At 67.3% G+C, this 16,080-nt stretch carries 14 protein-coding genes; 8 read left to right on the forward strand and 6 right to left on the reverse strand.

Going from position 1 to position 16,080, the window contains the following annotated elements:
- Positions 1-21: 21 nt before the first annotated feature.
- Genes CFB18_RS10550 through CFB18_RS10575 form a run of 6 tightly spaced genes read right to left on the reverse strand, consistent with a single transcriptional unit; the run spans position 22 to position 7,492 of the window.
- A complete protein-coding gene (locus CFB18_RS10550) occupies positions 22-1,203 on the reverse strand; it encodes a (Fe-S)-binding protein (protein WP_088571771.1) in 1,182 nt (393 codons plus the stop codon).
- The gene (locus tag CFB18_RS10555) at positions 1,203-4,652 is read right to left on the reverse strand and encodes an FAD-dependent oxidoreductase (RefSeq protein ID WP_088571772.1); all 3,450 of its coding nucleotides are present in this window, start codon (positions 4,650-4,652) and stop codon (positions 1,203-1,205) included. Before CFB18_RS10555 ends, CFB18_RS10550 begins: the two co-directional genes overlap by 1 nt.
- The gene (locus CFB18_RS10560; RefSeq protein WP_088571773.1) at positions 4,649-5,230 is read right to left on the reverse strand and encodes a 2-oxoacid:acceptor oxidoreductase family protein; all 582 of its coding nucleotides are present in this window, start codon (positions 5,228-5,230) and stop codon (positions 4,649-4,651) included. Before CFB18_RS10560 ends, CFB18_RS10555 begins: the two co-directional genes overlap by 4 nt.
- Before the next feature lie 12 nt (positions 5,231-5,242).
- On the reverse strand, positions 5,243-6,073 hold the full coding sequence (locus CFB18_RS10565; protein WP_200808170.1) for a thiamine pyrophosphate-dependent enzyme: 831 nt from the start codon (positions 6,071-6,073) through the stop codon (positions 5,243-5,245).
- Positions 6,033-7,223: a 2-oxoacid:acceptor oxidoreductase subunit alpha gene (locus CFB18_RS10570; protein ID WP_088571774.1), complete on the reverse strand. Its 1,191-nt coding sequence runs from the start codon at positions 7,221-7,223 to the stop codon at positions 6,033-6,035. Before CFB18_RS10570 ends, CFB18_RS10565 begins: the two co-directional genes overlap by 41 nt.
- Positions 7,220-7,492, reverse strand: coding sequence for a 4Fe-4S dicluster domain-containing protein (locus CFB18_RS10575; protein WP_088571775.1), 273 nt, complete (start codon positions 7,490-7,492; stop codon positions 7,220-7,222). Before CFB18_RS10575 ends, CFB18_RS10570 begins: the two co-directional genes overlap by 4 nt.
- Before the next feature lie 377 nt (positions 7,493-7,869).
- On the opposite strand from CFB18_RS10575, the gene CFB18_RS10580 reads away from it, so the two are divergent.
- From CFB18_RS10580 to CFB18_RS10615, 8 genes are all read left to right on the forward strand, one after another.
- Entirely contained in the window at positions 7,870-8,784 is a 915-nt protein-coding gene (locus CFB18_RS10580) for a 2-oxoacid:acceptor oxidoreductase family protein (RefSeq protein WP_088571776.1), read from the forward strand.
- 11 nt (positions 8,785-8,795) lie between these two features.
- A complete protein-coding gene (gene porA, locus CFB18_RS10585) occupies positions 8,796-10,049 on the forward strand; it encodes a pyruvate ferredoxin oxidoreductase (RefSeq protein WP_088571777.1) in 1,254 nt (417 codons plus the stop codon).
- A gap of 10 nt (positions 10,050-10,059) precedes the next feature.
- Positions 10,060-11,004 carry a thiamine pyrophosphate-dependent enzyme gene (locus CFB18_RS10590; protein ID WP_088571778.1) on the forward strand — a complete coding sequence of 315 codons (945 nt, stop codon included), beginning with the start codon at positions 10,060-10,062 and terminating at the stop codon, positions 11,002-11,004.
- A gap of 36 nt (positions 11,005-11,040) precedes the next feature.
- Entirely contained in the window at positions 11,041-11,556 is a 516-nt protein-coding gene (locus CFB18_RS10595) for a CBS domain-containing protein (RefSeq protein ID WP_088571779.1), read from the forward strand.
- Between the two features lie 231 nt (positions 11,557-11,787).
- Positions 11,788-12,897 (forward strand): alanine dehydrogenase, encoded by a 1,110-nt coding sequence (ald, locus tag CFB18_RS10600; RefSeq protein WP_088571780.1) that lies wholly within the window; start codon positions 11,788-11,790, stop codon positions 12,895-12,897.
- Positions 12,898-12,927: 30 nt separating this feature from the next.
- Positions 12,928-14,238: an acetyl-CoA hydrolase/transferase family protein gene (locus CFB18_RS10605; RefSeq protein WP_088571939.1), complete on the forward strand. Its 1,311-nt coding sequence runs from the start codon at positions 12,928-12,930 to the stop codon at positions 14,236-14,238.
- Positions 14,239-14,289: 51 nt separating this feature from the next.
- Positions 14,290-15,444: a HAMP domain-containing sensor histidine kinase gene (locus tag CFB18_RS10610; protein WP_159461703.1), complete on the forward strand. Its 1,155-nt coding sequence runs from the start codon at positions 14,290-14,292 to the stop codon at positions 15,442-15,444.
- The gene (locus CFB18_RS10615; protein ID WP_088571940.1) at positions 15,404-16,075 is read left to right on the forward strand and encodes a response regulator transcription factor; all 672 of its coding nucleotides are present in this window, start codon (positions 15,404-15,406) and stop codon (positions 16,073-16,075) included. The genes CFB18_RS10610 and CFB18_RS10615 overlap by 41 nt, the downstream gene beginning before the upstream one ends.
- Positions 16,076-16,080: the final 5 nt, after the last annotated feature.

Genomic DNA, 16,080 nt, shown 5'->3' on the forward strand with positions numbered 1-16,080 from the left:
CTTTCCGCTGGATGCAGCGCATCAGATGCGCAGGTCCGTTCCGGAGGGGCTGATCGCCATAGCCGCGATCTCGGCCACATCCATCACCCGTATCCCCTGCACGCCGAGGCCCTTCAGGCTGTCCTCCAGGCAGGCCATGCAGAACGGGCAAGCGGTGGCGATCACCTGAGCCCCGGTCTGCAGGGCCTCCTGAACCCGCAGGTCGGCGAACCGCTCGCCGGCCCGGGTCTCCAGCCACATCCGCCCTCCGCCGCCGCCACAACACAGGGCCTCCGGACCGGAATGGGCCATCTCCACCCGTTCCAGGCCGGGGATCGCATCCAGGATCCGACGAGGGGCATCGTATTCGCCGTTGCGCCGCCCCAGGTAGCAGGGATCGTGATAAGTGACCCGGAGCCGGACCTCCTGAGCAAACCGGAGGCGGCCCTCCTCCAGCAGGCGGGCCAGATACTGGGTGTAGTGATAGGGGCGGAACTCCGCCTGGAACCGGGGGTAGTGATTCTGGAACACATCGTAGCAATGCGGGGAGGTGGTGATGAGCTCCCGCACTCCCGCGTCGGCGAAGATCTTCGCGTTGTTCTGGGCGATCTCGTAGAAGTAAGGGCGGTGTCCGAGGCTCTTAACGGCCTCCCCGCAGCAGGGTTCATCGTTGCCCAGGGTGCCGAAACGCACGCCGGCGGCCCGAAGGAGCTGCACCAGGGCGCGGGCGACCTTCTGGGCCCGCCGGTCATAAGCGGAGGTGCAACCCACGTAGTAGAGGAGCTCATGCTGGGCCGGATCGAAGCGGGGCACCTCCAGGTCGCGGGCCCATCGGACGCGGTAGGAGGGAGGCTGGAACCAGGGATTGTTGTTCCAGTAGACCGACCAGAGCACCGCGGAGAGGCCCCGGGGGATGCGACGGGTTTCCCAAGCCTGCTCCCGCAAGCTCTGGAAGATCTCGGAGACCGGCACCCCGCGGGGGCACAGGGTCTCGCACTGAGCGCACGCGGCGCACAACCACAGGTGCTCATCCCCGTCCAGCAGACCGACCTGGGCCCGGCGCATCATGGCCCGCACGGAGAAGGGCTCATGCCGAACCAGGCCCCAGGGGCACGCGGCGGTGCAGACCCCACACTGATAGCAGAGGGCCATTGTCCCCTGCGTCTCCCGGAACAGGCGCTCCCACAGCGCCTCGTCGGGGGTCAGGACGGGCATCTCGAGCATCACTCGCCTCCTGCCGTCTCAGCGGGCTGGGCCGCACGCTCGGGGGCCGGGACGGCTTCCCCGCGCAGCTTGCGGACGTAGCGGCGGACGACCTCGTCCATCTCCCGGAGCTTCTCCGCGAACTCCTTGCCCTCCGCCGCCGAGATCCAGCGCAGCTGCAGCCGCTCGGGCTCGATCCCCATGCGGGCGAACTTCCGCTGCCAATACTGGAAGCGCTTCCAGGTCTGCCGGTTGGCGTAGTTGTAGTGGCAATCCGAGCCGGTCTCTGTCAGCCGACAGCCGGTGATCAGCACCGCCCCGGCTCCTTTCTCGAAGGCGCGGGCGATGAAATCTTCCTCAAAGCGTCCTGAGCACATCGTCCGGATGATCCGTGAGGAAGGCGGATACTGGCGTTTCTCGATGCCGGCCAGATCGGCCCCGGCGTAGGAGCACCAGTTGCAGGTGAACACCAGGCACTTCTCCTCCGGCCGCTCGGCCAGGGCCGCGTCGATCTGGGCCAGGATCTGCTCCTTGGTGAAGAAGGGCATGAGGATGGCATCCGTTGGGCACTCCGCGGCGCACGTCCCGCAGCCCATGCAGGCTGCCTCGATGATGCGCACCTTCCCCACCTTCACGGGACCGGTGGGCTCGATGGCGTTGAAGGGACAGACCTTCACACACCGCATGCACCCGATGCACTTCTCCGGGTCCACCCGGGCGGTGAGGGGCTCCTTCTCGATGACCCCGCGGGCGAGGAGGGCGCCGGCCTTGGCCGCTGCTGCCAGGCCCTGAGCGATGGCCTCCCGCACATCCTTCGGCCCCTGCGCGGTCCCCGCCAGGTAGATGCCCTGGGTGGCTGTCTCCGCTGGGCCCAGCTTGGGATGGAGTTCCATCAAGAAGCCATCCTCGCTGCGGGAGAGCCGGAGCTGCTCAGCCAGGCCGTCAGCGGCCGGGCGCAGGCCCACTGCCAGGACCAGCAGATCCGTGGGCAGGCGAAGATACGCCTGCGAGAGATGGTCGTAGAAGATCACATGGCCATCCTCGAAGGTGATGGCCTCCTGGGGCGGCCGATCGGGATCGTAGCGGAAGAACTGAACGCCCTCCCGCATGGCCTGCTCGTAGAGCTCCTCGGCGTTGCGGCTGTAGGTGCGGATCTCCCGATAAAGGATCCGCACCTTCTTGCCCATCCGCCGCAGGCGCAGGGCCTGGCCGATCATCGAGGTGCAGCAGTAGCGGGAGCAGCCCATGTTGCCCTGGCGCGAGCCCACACAGCCCACGAAGGTGATGCGCTCGGCTTCGACGGCGCCGCGCCGGAGCATCGCCTCCAGCTCCAGGTTGGTGATGACCCGCGGGTCGCTTCCGTAGCCGAACTCCGTGGGCCGATAGGGCTCCGCCCCTGTGGCCATCACGATGGCGCCCACCTGGAGGGTGGTGCCGTCGCTCAGGCGGGCCTGGAAATTGCCCACCACCCCGCCGATGGTCTCGATCTGCTTCCCCAGATGCACTTGGACGCCGCTCTGGAGGAGCTCCCGCTTCTTCGCCTCGACAAGGTCGCGGGCCTTCAGGCCGGAGGGCGAGAGCTCGTCCAGCTGATTCAGGAGGCCGCCTAGCTCAGCGCTCCGCTCCACCAGGTGGGTCTCAAAGCCCTGGCGGGCCAGGGCGATGGCCGCCGTCATCCCGGCGATCCCGCCGCCGATCACCAGCGCCCGCTGGGTGAGGGGCAGCTGGGAGGGCTCCCCAGGGGTCAGACGCCGGGCCTTCTCCACCGCCATCCAGACCATGTCCATCGCCTTGACGGTGGCCGCCTCCTTATCCGCCTTATGCACCCAGGAGTCCAGGTTGCGGATGTTGGCCATCTCCAGGAGATACGGGTTCAGGCCCGCGCGCTGGAGCACCCCGCGGAAGATCGCCTCGTGGGTGCGGGGGGAGCAGGCGGCCACCACCACCCGGTTGATCCGCTCCCGGCGGATGGCCTCCTCGATCTCCTTCTGGGTGTTCCCCGCGCAGGAGAACATCTGATGGGTGGCGTAGACCACATCGGGAAGGGTCCGGGCGAACTCCACCACCCGCTCCACATCGACCACCCCGGCGATGTTGCTGCCGCAATGGCAGACGAAGACTCCCACCCGAGGGGTTTCGATGTCCGTAATCGGTTCCACCTGCGGGGGCTCCGGCCAGTGGCGGCGGGTGAGGTGGCTCAGGGCGAGGGCGGCGGCCCCGCTCCCCTCCGAGACGCTGTCCGGGATGTCCTTGGGCCCGGTGGCGCAACCCGCCGCGTAGATCCCCGGCCGCGTGGTTCGCACCAGACCGCCCACCCCCTCCAGGGCCCGGATGAAGCCGTCCTCATCCAGCTCGATCCCCAGGCGCTGGGCCAGATCCGCCAGGCCGTCGGGCGGGGAGACCGCCGTGGCCAGCACGACCATATCGTAATCCTCTGAGATGCGCATCCCCCGTTCCGTGTCCTCGTAGATCACCTGGATCCGGCCGTCCCCGTTGGGCGCGATCCGGGCCGGGCGCCCTCGGACGAAGCGGGCACCGGCCTCGCGGGTCCGCTCCCAGAAGCCATCGAAACCCTTCCCGTAAGCCCGGATGTCCATGTAGAGGACGGTCACGTCCCGGATGCCATGGTCGATGGCCTGGTAGGCGTGTTTGATGGAATACATGCAGCAGATGCGGGAGCAATGCCGGAAGAACCGGCGGTCCCGGGATCCGACGCACAGGACAAACAGGATGTTGTGGGGATGTTCGCCGTTGGAGGGGCGCAGGATCTCGCCTCCCGTCGGGCCGGCGGAGGTGAGCAGACGTTCGAACTCCAGGGCCGTCAGGATGTCGGGATGGGTGCCATATCCGAACTCCCGCAGCAGCCGCGGGTCGATCGTCTCATAGCCCACGGCCACGATGATGGACCCCACGCGGCGCACCAAGCGGCGCTCCCGGGGCATCAGGAAATCGATGGCCCCTGGCTGACAGGCCTGCACGCACCGGTGGCACGGAAGGTAATGGGGGGGATCGTTCAGGCAGTTCTCGATGTCGATCACATAAGCACCGGGCACCGACTGTGGGATAGGGGTGTAGATGGCCTTGCGGGCCGCCATCCCGACATCGAACTCGTTGGGGAGGACCACCGGGCAGACGTTCACGCACTCGCCGCAGCGGGTGCACTGATCCGTCACAAAGCGAGCCCGCTGGCGGATGGTTACCTCGAAATCTCCCGCATGGCCCTCCACCCGCTCCACCTCGGCCAGGGTGAGCAGCTCGATGTTCGGGTGGAGACCGACCTCAGACATCTTGGGCGCCTCGATGCAGATGGAGCAGTCCAGGGTGGGGAAGTTCTTGTCCAGGATGGCCATCTTCCCCCCGATGGTGGGCTCCCGCTCCACCAGCACCACGCGCGCGCCGGCGTTGGCCAGATCCAGCGCCGCCTGGATCCCTGCGATCCCCCCGCCGATGACCAGGACCGAATCGCTCATCGCGGCCGCTCCTCCGGGGATTCCAGGGGAACTGCGCCACGGAAGGACGGGAAGCGCGTCCGGGCGTATTCATAGCCGGCGGCGAAGGCTTTCCGGTTCAGGGGGACCAGCCGGGGGGCCAGGGTGGTCTCGATGGCCTTCTCCACCGATTCCGGCCGCACCTGTCCCCAGACCCCGGCGAGGAACCCCAGGACGACCATGTTGGCGACGATGCGCCGCCCCAGCTCCTCCGCCAGCCGGGTCGCCGGAATCCCGAGCGGACGATCCTCCGGCCAGGGCTGGACGAGATCCTCCTCTATGATGACAAGGGCGTCCGGCTTGGCCGTAGGGCGGAACCGGGTGTAGGCCTCCTGGGAGAGCAGGATCAGGACGTCCGGCTCCAGCACGAAGGGGTAATCGATGGGCTCATCGGAGACCACCACGTTAGAGCTGGAGGACCCCCCTCGGGCCTCCGGACCGTAGGATTGGGTCATCACCGCCTCCAGGCCTTCGTAGACGGCGAAGGCCTTGCCCAGGATGTAGCCGGCCAACACCACCCCCTGCCCGCCGAAGCCCGCGATCCGGATCTCCACGCGCATCGCATCCTCCCTTCATCGGCGCACCGGCCGGAAGACCTCCCGCTCCCGATCCACGAACCGACCCACGTAAATGGGGCGCTCCTCCCGCAGGTCCACCTCCAGGGCCTCCCAGGGCACCTCCTCCGGCACCCGGTAGACCAGGACGCTGCGGCGGCGATACAGCTGCATCTCCTCCACGCCGTCCTCGATGTCGTTGGGCCGCCCGAAGCCCACCGGGCACGGCGCCAGGACCTCGATGAAGGTAAAACCGGGCTTGCGGAAGGAATACAGGATGTCCTGCTTGATCTGGCGGACGTGGAGGGCTGTCCATCGCGAGACGAAGACCGCTCCCGAGGCCGCCAAAAGATAGGGGAGATTGAAGGGGTGTTCCGGGTTGCCGTAGGGTGTGGTGGTGGTCTTCGCCCCCAGGGGCGTGGTGGGCCCGACCTGACCGCCTGTCATGCCGTAATTGAAGTTGTTAATACAGATCACCTTGATATCCACATTGCGTCGGGCGGCGTGGATCAGGTGGTTCCCGCCGATGGCCGCCAGGTCCCCATCCCCGCTGAACACCGTGACCATCAGCTCGGGCTTCATCAGCTTGAGGCCGATGGCGAAGGGGATGGGACGCCCATGGGTGACGTGATACGAATCCAGGTTCATGTAGCCGGGCACCCGCGCCGTGCAGCCGATGCCCGAGACCACCACATGGCGCTCCACCGGGATGCCGGACTCCAGGATCGCCTGGGCGTAACAGCGCATCACGATGCCGATGCCGCACCCCGGGCACCAGATATGGGGCATGCGGTCCCGGCGGATGAGATCATCCAGGGGATGCTTTTCCGCCACCCGTGCGTGCGCCATGGAAGGCCGCCTCCCGAATGGCCTGCAGGATCGGATCCGGCGGGATCATCGCCCCGCCGGCGTGGAAAACCCCCTTCACGGGCTGGGAGACGTAGCGTTCGACCTCGCAGATCATCTGGCCCAGGTTCATCTCCGCCACGATGAAGACCTCCGCCTGCTTCGCCAGCTCCCGCACCACCTCGGCCGGGAAAGGCCAGAGGGAGATCAGCCGCAACAGCCCGGCGGGGATCCCCATGCGGCGGGCGTCCGCCACCGCCCGCCGGGCCGAACGGGCGGTGCACCCGTAAGAGATGACCACGATCTTCGCGTCCTCCAACGCATACGTGTCGTAGCGGATCATCTGATGGGCGTTCCGCCGCACCTTCTCCACCAGTCGGGTCACCAGGCGGTGATGCGTCTCGGCGGACATGTCCGGGTAGCCCCGCTCGTCGTGGGTCAGCCCGGTGAAGTGCACCCGATATCCCTCCCCGGCGTGCACCATAGGAGGGACCAGGTCCTCATCCTCCACCAGGAAAGGTTTGAACCCGTTGCCGGCGGGATAGCGGGGCCGCTTCCGCTCCCAGCGGGGGATCTGGTCTTCGGGCGGGATCACCACGCGCTCGACCATGTGACCGACCACCTCATCGGCCATCACCATCACCGGGATCCGGAAGCGATCGGCCACGTTGAAGGCCAGCACCGTGAGATCGAACATCTCCTGAGGGGACCATGGGGCATAGGCCGCGATCTCGTAATCCCCGTGGGAGCCCCAGCGGGCCTGCATCACATCCGCCTGGCCGGGGAGCGTGGGCAGCCCGGTGGAGGGGGAGCCGCGCTGCACATCCACGATCACACAGGGGATCTCCAGCATGGCCGCCAGGCCCACGCTCTCCATCATCAGGCTGAAGCCCGGGCCGGAGGTGGCGGTCATCGCCCGGGCGCCGGCCGCCGAGGCGCCGAGCACCGCCATGATGCTGGCGATCTCGTCCTCCATCTGGATGAAGACCCCGCCCACCTCCGGAAGGCGCTGGGCCATGCGCTCGGCGATCTCCGTGGAGGGGGTGATGGGATACCCGGCGAAGAAGCGGCACCCCGCGGCGATCGCCCCCTCGGCACAGGCATGGTCGCCATGCATGAAGTGGACGCCCGTCAACACACCCCGGCCCGTCATGCCGAGTCCACCTCAAGGGTGAAGATGGCGAACTCCGGGCAGACCATCATGCAGAACTCGCAATGGACGCAGGCGTTCTCTTTGCCGGGCGCGATCTCCGGGTAATGGTAACCGCGCGAGTTCATCCGGCTGGACATGCGGAGCACCTGCTGGGGACAGAACTCCACACACATCTGACAGCCCTTGCAGCGCTCCGGGATGAGGAAAACCTGCCCCCGTGGGATCCGAACCTGGGTCAGGTTCAGCGGCTGCCGAGCGTAGACCCGCATGATGGCCCCCCCATATCGGCGGCTGGGGCGGCTCCGGGCACAGCGCGGCACGATGACAGCGGGGAGAGACCAGCGATGCAACCGCCCGCAGTCTCACAGGGTCGACAATGCTGGTTCAACTCTCACCTTAAGAAAATGATCACCCCTGTTGTAGTAATTTTGATCACCTGATCCCTGTGACTTCCATCACGAGGAGGGAAGGCCGGGCGAACGCCAAGTGGGAACTCGACATTCTTCACCCCAAAAGCGGGCCGGAGATCACTGGAGAAATCCCCGCGCGATTCTACAGTGATTTGTAGAGGAAAATCGATGGCGATCCGGGTTCGCCTCAGAAGCCTCACCGTGGCCGTCGGGGATTCCGCGAAGGGAGAGCTGCGATGGGGGAGATGATCGAAATCCGATGGCATGGGCGCGGGGGCCAGGGGGTGGTGACCGCCGCCCGCCTCCTGGCGGAGGCGGCCATGGAGGCCGGGTATTTCATCCAGGCCTTTCCGGATTACGGGCCGGAACGCAGCGGGGCGCCCATCCGGGCCTTCACCCGCCTCAGCCGCTCCCCGATCTCCCTGCACTCGCAGGTGCAGGCGCCGGATCTCGTGATCGTGCTGGATGAAACCCTCCTGGGGGATCCGGCCATCCTGGAAGGGCTGAAGCCCGAGGGCTGGCTGGTGGTCAACTCCGGACTGCCTCCAGACCGGGTCCGGGCCCGGGCGCGGGGCTATCCGGGCCGCCTGGCCCTCCTGGATGCCACGCGGATCGCCCTGGAGGTCCTGCAGCGGAACCTCCCCAACACGCCGTTGCTGGGCGCCCTGGCCCGGGTGACCGGGCTCTTTTCCCTGGAAGATCTCACCCGCCACCTCCACCATCACCTCGCCCCCAAATTCGGGGAGGCCATCGTCCAGGCCAACCTGGAAGCGGTCCGCCGGGGCTTTGAGGAGGTGCGCATCGATCCCGGCCGGATCCCGGCGGGCGAATGGGCGCTGGAAGCCTCCACGGCGGGGATGGCCCTCCCCTGGTTTGAGCTGCCCCGGGGGGGCCTGATCCTGGACGCCGGGAACGCGGTGGCGTATGCCACGGGAGGCTGGCGGACCTTCCGGCCGGTGGTGGAGATGGAGAAATGCACGCACTGCCTCTATTGTTGGCTCTACTGCCCGGATGACGCGGTTCGGGTGGCCGGCGGGCGGTTCGTGGGCTTCGATGAGCTCCACTGCAAAGGATGCGGGATCTGCGCGGCCGTCTGTCCGCCCAAGGCCATCACCATGGTCGAGGAAGCCCGCCTGATGGCCGGAGCGTAAGGAGGTGCGGGATGGGCCGATGGATGGCGCTGGAAGGCACCGAGGCGGTGGCTTACGCGATGAAGCAGATCGCCCCGGACGTGGTGGCCGCTTACCCCATCACCCCTCAGACCGGGATCGTGCAGACCTTCGCCCAGTTCGTGGCGGACGGGGAGGTCCCCACAGAGTTCATCCAGGCGGAGAGCGAGCACAGCGCCCTGAGCGCCTGCGTGGGCGCGGCGGCCGCAGGGGCCCGCGCCATGACCGCCACCTCCTCCCAGGGCCTGGCCCTGATGTGGGAGATCCTCCCCATCGCCGCCGCGATGCGGCTGCCCATCGTGATGCCCGTCGTCAACCGGGCCCTCTCCGCGCCCATCAACATCCATTGTGACCACTCCGACTCCATGGGCGCCCGGGACACGGGCTGGATCCAGATCTATTCGGAGAACGCTCAGGAGGCCTACGATAACACCCTGCAGGCCGTGCGCATCGCGGAGCACCCCCAGGTCCGCTTGCCTGTGATGGTGATGCAGGACGGCTTCATCACCAGCCACGCGGTGGAGCGCGTGTGGGTGGAGGACGACGATGTGGTGCGGGCCTTCCTGGGGACCTATCAGCCGGCCTGCACCCTCCTGAACTTCGAGCGGCCGCTCACCTTCGGGGCCCTGGATTTCTACGACTATTACTTCGAACACAAACGCCACCAGGTGGAGGCCATGCGCCGGGCGAAAGACGCGATCCTGGAGGTGGCCGAGGATTTCGCCCGACGCTTCGGACGCCGCTACGGGCTCTTCGAGACCTACCAGCTGGAGGACGCCGAGGCCGCGGTGGTGGTCCTCTCCTCCACCGCCGGGACCGCCCGCGTGGCGGTGGACAACCTGCGGCGGATGGGCTGGCGGGTCGGCCTGCTCAAGCTGCGGGTCTATCGTCCCTTCCCGGATCATGAGATCATCGCCGCCCTGCGGCACCTGCGGGCCATCGGCGTGATGGACCGGGCCATCGCTTTTGGGGCACTGGAGAACGGAGGCCCCCTCTGGCTGGATCTGCTGGCAGCCGCCCACCGCCACGGCCTGCACATCCCCATTGCGGACTACGTGTTCGGCCTAGGCGGGCGGGACATCACCCCCTCGGAGATCGAGGGGATCTTCACCGACCTGATGCAGATCGCCGATCGCGGCGCGGTCACCCGCCCGGTCACCTACGTGGGGGTCCGCGGCGAGCTGCCGCTGCCCAGCCCCGCTGAGTGGTCCCTGTGGATCCCCGAGGCCACGATGGCTGGCGACTGAGGAGGTCCCCATGGTGGCTACTCCGCTGAACTTGAAGATCCTGTCGGAAAAGCGCACGCCCCTCTCCGGTGGGCACCGCATGTGCGCCGGATGCGCGGAGGCCATCATTGTGAAGCAGGTCCTGCTGGCCATCGACGACCCGGTGGTGGTGATCAACGGCACCGGCTGTCTGGAGGTCTCCACCACCATCTTCCCCTACACGGCGTGGCGCGTGCCCTGGATCCACGTGGCCTTCGAGAACACTGCCGCCGTGGCCGCAGGGGTGGAAGCCGCTTACCGCGCCCTCGTCCGCCGGGGGGCCCTCCCGGCCGACCGCCGGGTGGTCTTCGTGGCCTTCGCCGGGGATGGGGGGAGCTACGACATCGGCCTTCAGGCCCTCTCCGGGGCGCTGGAACGCGGGCACCGCTTCCTCTACGTGTGTCTGGACAACGAAGGCTACATGAACACCGGCATCCAGCGCTCCGGCGCCACTCCCCGGGGGGCCTGGACCACCACCACGCCGGTGGGGAAGGTCATGCCGGGCAAACCCCAGTGGCGCAAGGATCTGACCGCCATCGTCGCCGCCCACCGGATCCCTTATGTGGCCCAGGTCGCCCCCTCCCACTGGAAGGATCTAATGACCCGGGTGCGCAAGGCCGTGGCCAGCGGAGGCCCTGCCTTCCTGAACGCCCTTTCCGACTGCAACCGGGGCTGGCGGCACGATCCGGCCCAGACCATCGAGGTCACCCGCCTGGCCGTCGAGACATGCTACTGGCCCCTCTTTGAGGTCGAGGATGGGGTGTGGCGGCTGAACTACCGGCCGCGCCGCAAGCTCCCCATCACCGAATACCTCCGGCTCCAGGGCCGGTTCGCTCACCTGCTCCGGCCGGAGTTCCAGGACCTGGTGGCGGAGATCCAGGCGGAGGTGGATCGACGCTGGGAGGAGCTGCTGCGTCGCTGCGGTGAGACGGCCTGAACCCCTTCGGCAACCCTGAGCACGGAGAGGCGTGCGATGCTGGTAGCGCGAGATATCATGACCCCCAACCCGGTCACCGTCCAGCCAGACGACCCGCTGGGCGTGGCGGTGGAGAGGATGCGCTCCCGTCGCTGCCGGCGGCTGCCGGTGGTGGAGGGGGACCGGCTGGTGGGGATCATCACGGATCGGGATGTGCGACTGGCCCTGAATTCCCCGCTGGTGCTCCACGAACGGCGCTCGGACCGGCTCCTCCTGGAGCATGTGCCGGTGCGGGCCTGCATGACGCCTGACCCCATCACGGTCTCCCCGGATACCCCGCTGATCGAGGTGGTGCGTCTGATGCGGGATCACAAGTTCGGCGGGGTGCCCGTCGTCGAGGGAGATCGCCTGGTTGGGATCATCACCGAGACGGATCTCATGGATCTGCTCATCCGGCTCCTGGAGTTCGGCGTGGATGAGATCCCCTGGAGCCGGATGCGACGCCCCGAGCGCGCTTCCGCTTTCCCGATCCCATCGGGAGCCCCTTCATCCAACGCTTCCAGGCGGGCGTGAGCCTTCCGGGGATCCTGGAACGACCGTTCCCATCGGCGCGGGGTCTGGATCCAGGCCCTGCGCTCCTCCGTTCCTTCCCGCTCCCGACGCCCGGAGCCCGGCTGCGCCGTTCCGATGCCCGCTTGGCCAGTTCCGGCGCCAGAATGCGCAAGAGACCCCCGAGAGCAAGTGAGCAAGTGAAGTAAACTGGGAAAAGGGGGTCGCCGAAATTCGGAACGTGCGGAGGTCAGGATGCACATCGGGATCCCGAAAGAGCGCCGACCGGAGGAATACCGGGTGAGCCTCACCCCGGCAGGGGTGGAGATGCTGACCCAGGCCGGACATACGGTGTGGGTGGAGAGCGGGGCAGGCCTGGGAGCCGGCTTCACGGATGAGGACTACCGCCGCGCGGGCGCCCAGATCGTCTACTCCGGGCCCGAGGTCTATGGACGGGCGGATCTGGTCGTGAAGGTGGCCCGGCCCACCCAGGAGGAGTTCGAGTGGCTTCGGGAGGGCCAGGCCCTGATGGGCTTCCTCCATCTCGCCGCCGCCCGACGAGACAAGATCGAGATCCTGCTCCAGCGGCGGATCACCGCCATCGCCTACGAGACAGTGCAGGCCGACGACGGCACCCTCCCCATCCTGGCTCCGATCAGCGCCATCGCCGGGCGGATGGCCGCCCATGTCGCCGCCACCCTGCTTCAGAACGACCGGGGGGGCAAAGGGATCCTCCTGGGCGGTGCCCCGGGCGTCCCGCCCGCCGAGGTGGTGATCCTAGGGGCCGGCGTCGTGGGCTCCAACGCCGCCCGGGCCTTCGCCGGCATGGGAGCCAGCGTCTATGTGCTGGACAAAGACATCCGTCGGCTCCAGCGCCTCGAGGAGCTGTGCGGAAGCCAGGTCGTCACTATGGTCTCGCATCCCTACAACCTGCGTAAGGTCGTCCGCTTCGCCGATGTGCTGATCGGCGCCGTGCTGGTGCCCGGCGCCCGCACGCCCATCCTGGTCACCCGGGAGATGGTCCGCTCTATGAAGCCTCGATCCCTGATCATGGACATCTCCATCGATCAGGGCGGGTGCGTCGAGACCAGCCGCCCCACCACCCACCGCGACCCCACTTTCGTCGAGGAGGGGGTGATCCACTATGCGGTGCCCAACATGACCGGCGTGCTGGGGCGGACCGCCACACACGCGCTGACGAACGCTCTGTGGCCGTTCCTGGAGGAGATCGCCCGGGTGGGCCTGGAGGAGGCCCTGGATCGGGATCCAGCCCTGGCCCGTGGGGTGAACACCCGTGAGGGTCAGGTGACCCACCCGGAGCTGGCCCGTGTTCTGGAGATGGAGGCCTCGATCCGCCAGGGTTGATCCTCGCCGAGGAGGCATCCGATGTCCTGGATGGAACTCTACCGCGAGAAGCTGATGACGCCGGAGGAAGCCGTCCGTCGCTACATCCGATCCGGGATGCGGGTGTTCCTCTCGGGGAACTGCGGGGTCCCTCAGCGCCTGTTAGCCGCCCTGGTGGAATACGCCCCTCAGCTGGAGAACGTGGAGATCGTGCAGGTCCTCACCGTGGGCCCCGCGGATTATGTGACCCCCGGCATGGAGCGGCACATCCGCGTCAACACCCTCTTCATCAGCGACAACGTCCGCCGGGCCGTCCAGGAGGGCCGGGCCGATTTCACCCCCTGTTTCCTCTCCGAGATCCCCGGCCTGTTCCGCAGCGGCCGGCTCCCCCTGGACGTGGCCCTCATCCAGGTCTCGCCGCCGGATGAGCATGGGTTCTGCTCCTTTGGAGTGGAGGTGGGGATCACCAAGCCGGCGGCCCAGTCGGCGCGCGTGGTGATCGCGGAGGTCAATGAACACATGCCCCGCACCCTGGGCGACAGCTTCATCCACATCTCCCGGCTCACCGCCGTCGTCCCTGTCTCCTACCCTCTCCCCGAGGTCCACATGGCGGAGCAATCCGAGGTGGCCCGGCGCATCGCCGAGCACATCGCCGCCATGGTCCCGGACGGTGCCACGCTACAGACCGGCATCGGAGCCATCCCCGACGCCGTGCTCCGGGCGCTCACCAACCACAAGGACCTGGGGATCCACACGGAGCTGTTCTCCGACGGGATCATTGATCTGGTGGAGAAAGGGGTGATCACGGGGGAGCGGAAAACCCTGCACCCCGGGAAGATCGTGGCCGGCTTCATGTTGGGCACCCGCCGGCTCTACGAGTTCGTCCACGACAACCCGATCTTTGAGCTGCATCCCACCGATTACGTGAACGATCCCTTCATCATCGCTCAAAACGAACGCATGGTGGCCATCAACTCGGCCATCGAGGTGGATCTCACCGGGCAGGTCTGCGCGGACAGCATCGGCCATCTCTTTTACAGCGGGGTGGGTGGGCAGCTGGATTTCATCTACGGCGCCTCCCGGTCCCGCGGGGGGCTGCCCATCATCGCCCTGCCCAGCACCGCCCGCCTGAAGGATGGGACGGTGATCAGCCGCATCGTGCCCACCCTCAAACCCGGCGCCGGCGTCACCACCACCCGCAACCATGTCCGCTTCGTGGTCACCGAGTGGGGGGTGGCGGATCTCTACGGGAAGACCATCCGCCAGCGGGCCCGGGCCCTGATCGAGATCGCCCATCCAGACTTCCGGGAGGAGCTGGAGCGCGCCGCCTACGAGCTGCGTTATCTGCGGGAGGATCGATGATCCGGCGGCGCGCTTCCTTCTTGAATCAGGATGGAAGGCAAGATGAGCCAGATGTCCCGTGATGGAGCGCTCCCTCTGTTAAGGGGAGGCCCGGGGGATCTCCTGCGCGCCCTGGGGGAACGGGCGCTCCGGTTGCCTTTGTTTTACAAGATCCTGATCGCCAACACCCTCCTGGTCGCGGCCGGGGCCGTGATCGGCACCACCCTGTCCTTCCGGGCAGGCCACCAGCTGTCGGGGGAGGCTTACTACCGCTGGCGCTACGCTTACATCCTGCTCTTCGCGACAGGAGGAACCGCGCTGAGCGCGCTGATCTACAGCCTGCTGGTGCGCTGGGCCCTCCGCCCTCTGGAGCAGCTCCAGGAGGCCGCGGAGGCGATCCGCCGGGGTCAGTTCAACGTGCGTGTTCCCCCCCATCCCTTCCGCGACGCCCAGATGGAGCAGCTGGTGGAGACCTTCAACCAGATGGTGGAAACCATCGTTAGCAACAGCGAGCGCCTGCACTGGCTTTCCCAGCAGATCCTGCAGGCTCAGGAGGAGGAACGAGCGCGGATCGCGCGGGAACTGCACGATGAGGCCGCCCAGTGGCTGACCTCTCTGTTGATCCGCCAACGCTTGCTCCTCCGCAGCCTCCCTCCGGAGATGCGCCCGGAGGTGGAGGAGCTCCAGCGGATGACCACCGCCGCCCTGGAGCATCTCCGCCGGATCGCCATGGAGCTCCGCCCCGCCATCCTGGACGACCTGGGGCTGGTAGAAGCACTGCGATGGCAGGCGGAGGAGTTCCAGAAGCAGACAGGGCTCTCCCTCACCCTCCAGATCCAGGGGCGGATCGAGCGGCTGCCCCGCCAGGTGGAACTGGTTCTTTACCGGGTCGCCCAGGAAGCCCTGACCAACATCGCCCGGCACGCCCGGGCCACCCGGGTGGAGATCACATTAAACTGTTCAACGGAGCATCTGGAGCTTTTGATCGCAGATGACGGGGTCGGCTTCGACCCGGAGGCGGTCCGGCGGTCGCGCGCCCGCTCCCTCGGGCTGATCGGGATGGCCGAGCGTCTCGCCCTGATCGGGGGGACACTGGAGATCGATTCCGCCCCCGGCAAGGGCACGCGCATCCGCGCCCGGGTGCCTGCGGGTGGACCCCATTGTCTGGCTCGGGAGGTCTGGCATGATGAACGGAGGACGGAAGATCCGCATCCTGATCGCGGATGACCACCCGGTGCTCCGCCGGGGTCTGCGGGCGCTGATCGAAGAAGAGCCGGACATGGAGGTAGTGGGGGAGGCTGGGAACGGCCTGGAGGCGGTGCAGCTGGCCGAGCGGCTCCGCCCGGATGTGGTCATCATGGACATCTCGATGCCGGAGCTGGACGGGCTGGAGGCAACCCGGCGCATCCGCGAACGTTTCCCTTCCACCTATATACTGATCCTCACCGTCCATGCCCACGAACGCTATCTCTTCCCTGTCCTCAAGGCAGGAGCCTCCGGATACGTTCGCAAGACCGCCGCGGACGAGGAGCTGATCGAGGCCATCCGGGTGGTGGCCCGGGGCGACGTCTTTCTTTACCCCTCCGCCACCCGCATGCTCCTGGACGATTACCTCGCCCAGGTTCGGGCCGGGCGTGAGCAGGATTCCTACGAGAGCCTCAGCGAGCGGGAGCGGGAGATCCTCCGCCTGCTGGCGGAGGGTCACACCAACGCGGAGATCGCTCAGAAATTGAACCTCAGCGTGAAAACGGTGGAGACTTACCGAACGCGCATCATGGAGAAGCTGCATCTGCGCACCCGGGCCGAGCTGGTGCGTTATGCCCTCCGCAAAGGCCTGATCTCCGAAGAGACCGCTTGATTCGA

It is taken from the genome of Thermoflexus hugenholtzii JAD2, from assembly GCF_900187885.1.
GTDB lineage: Bacteria > Chloroflexota > Anaerolineae > Thermoflexales > Thermoflexaceae > Thermoflexus > Thermoflexus hugenholtzii.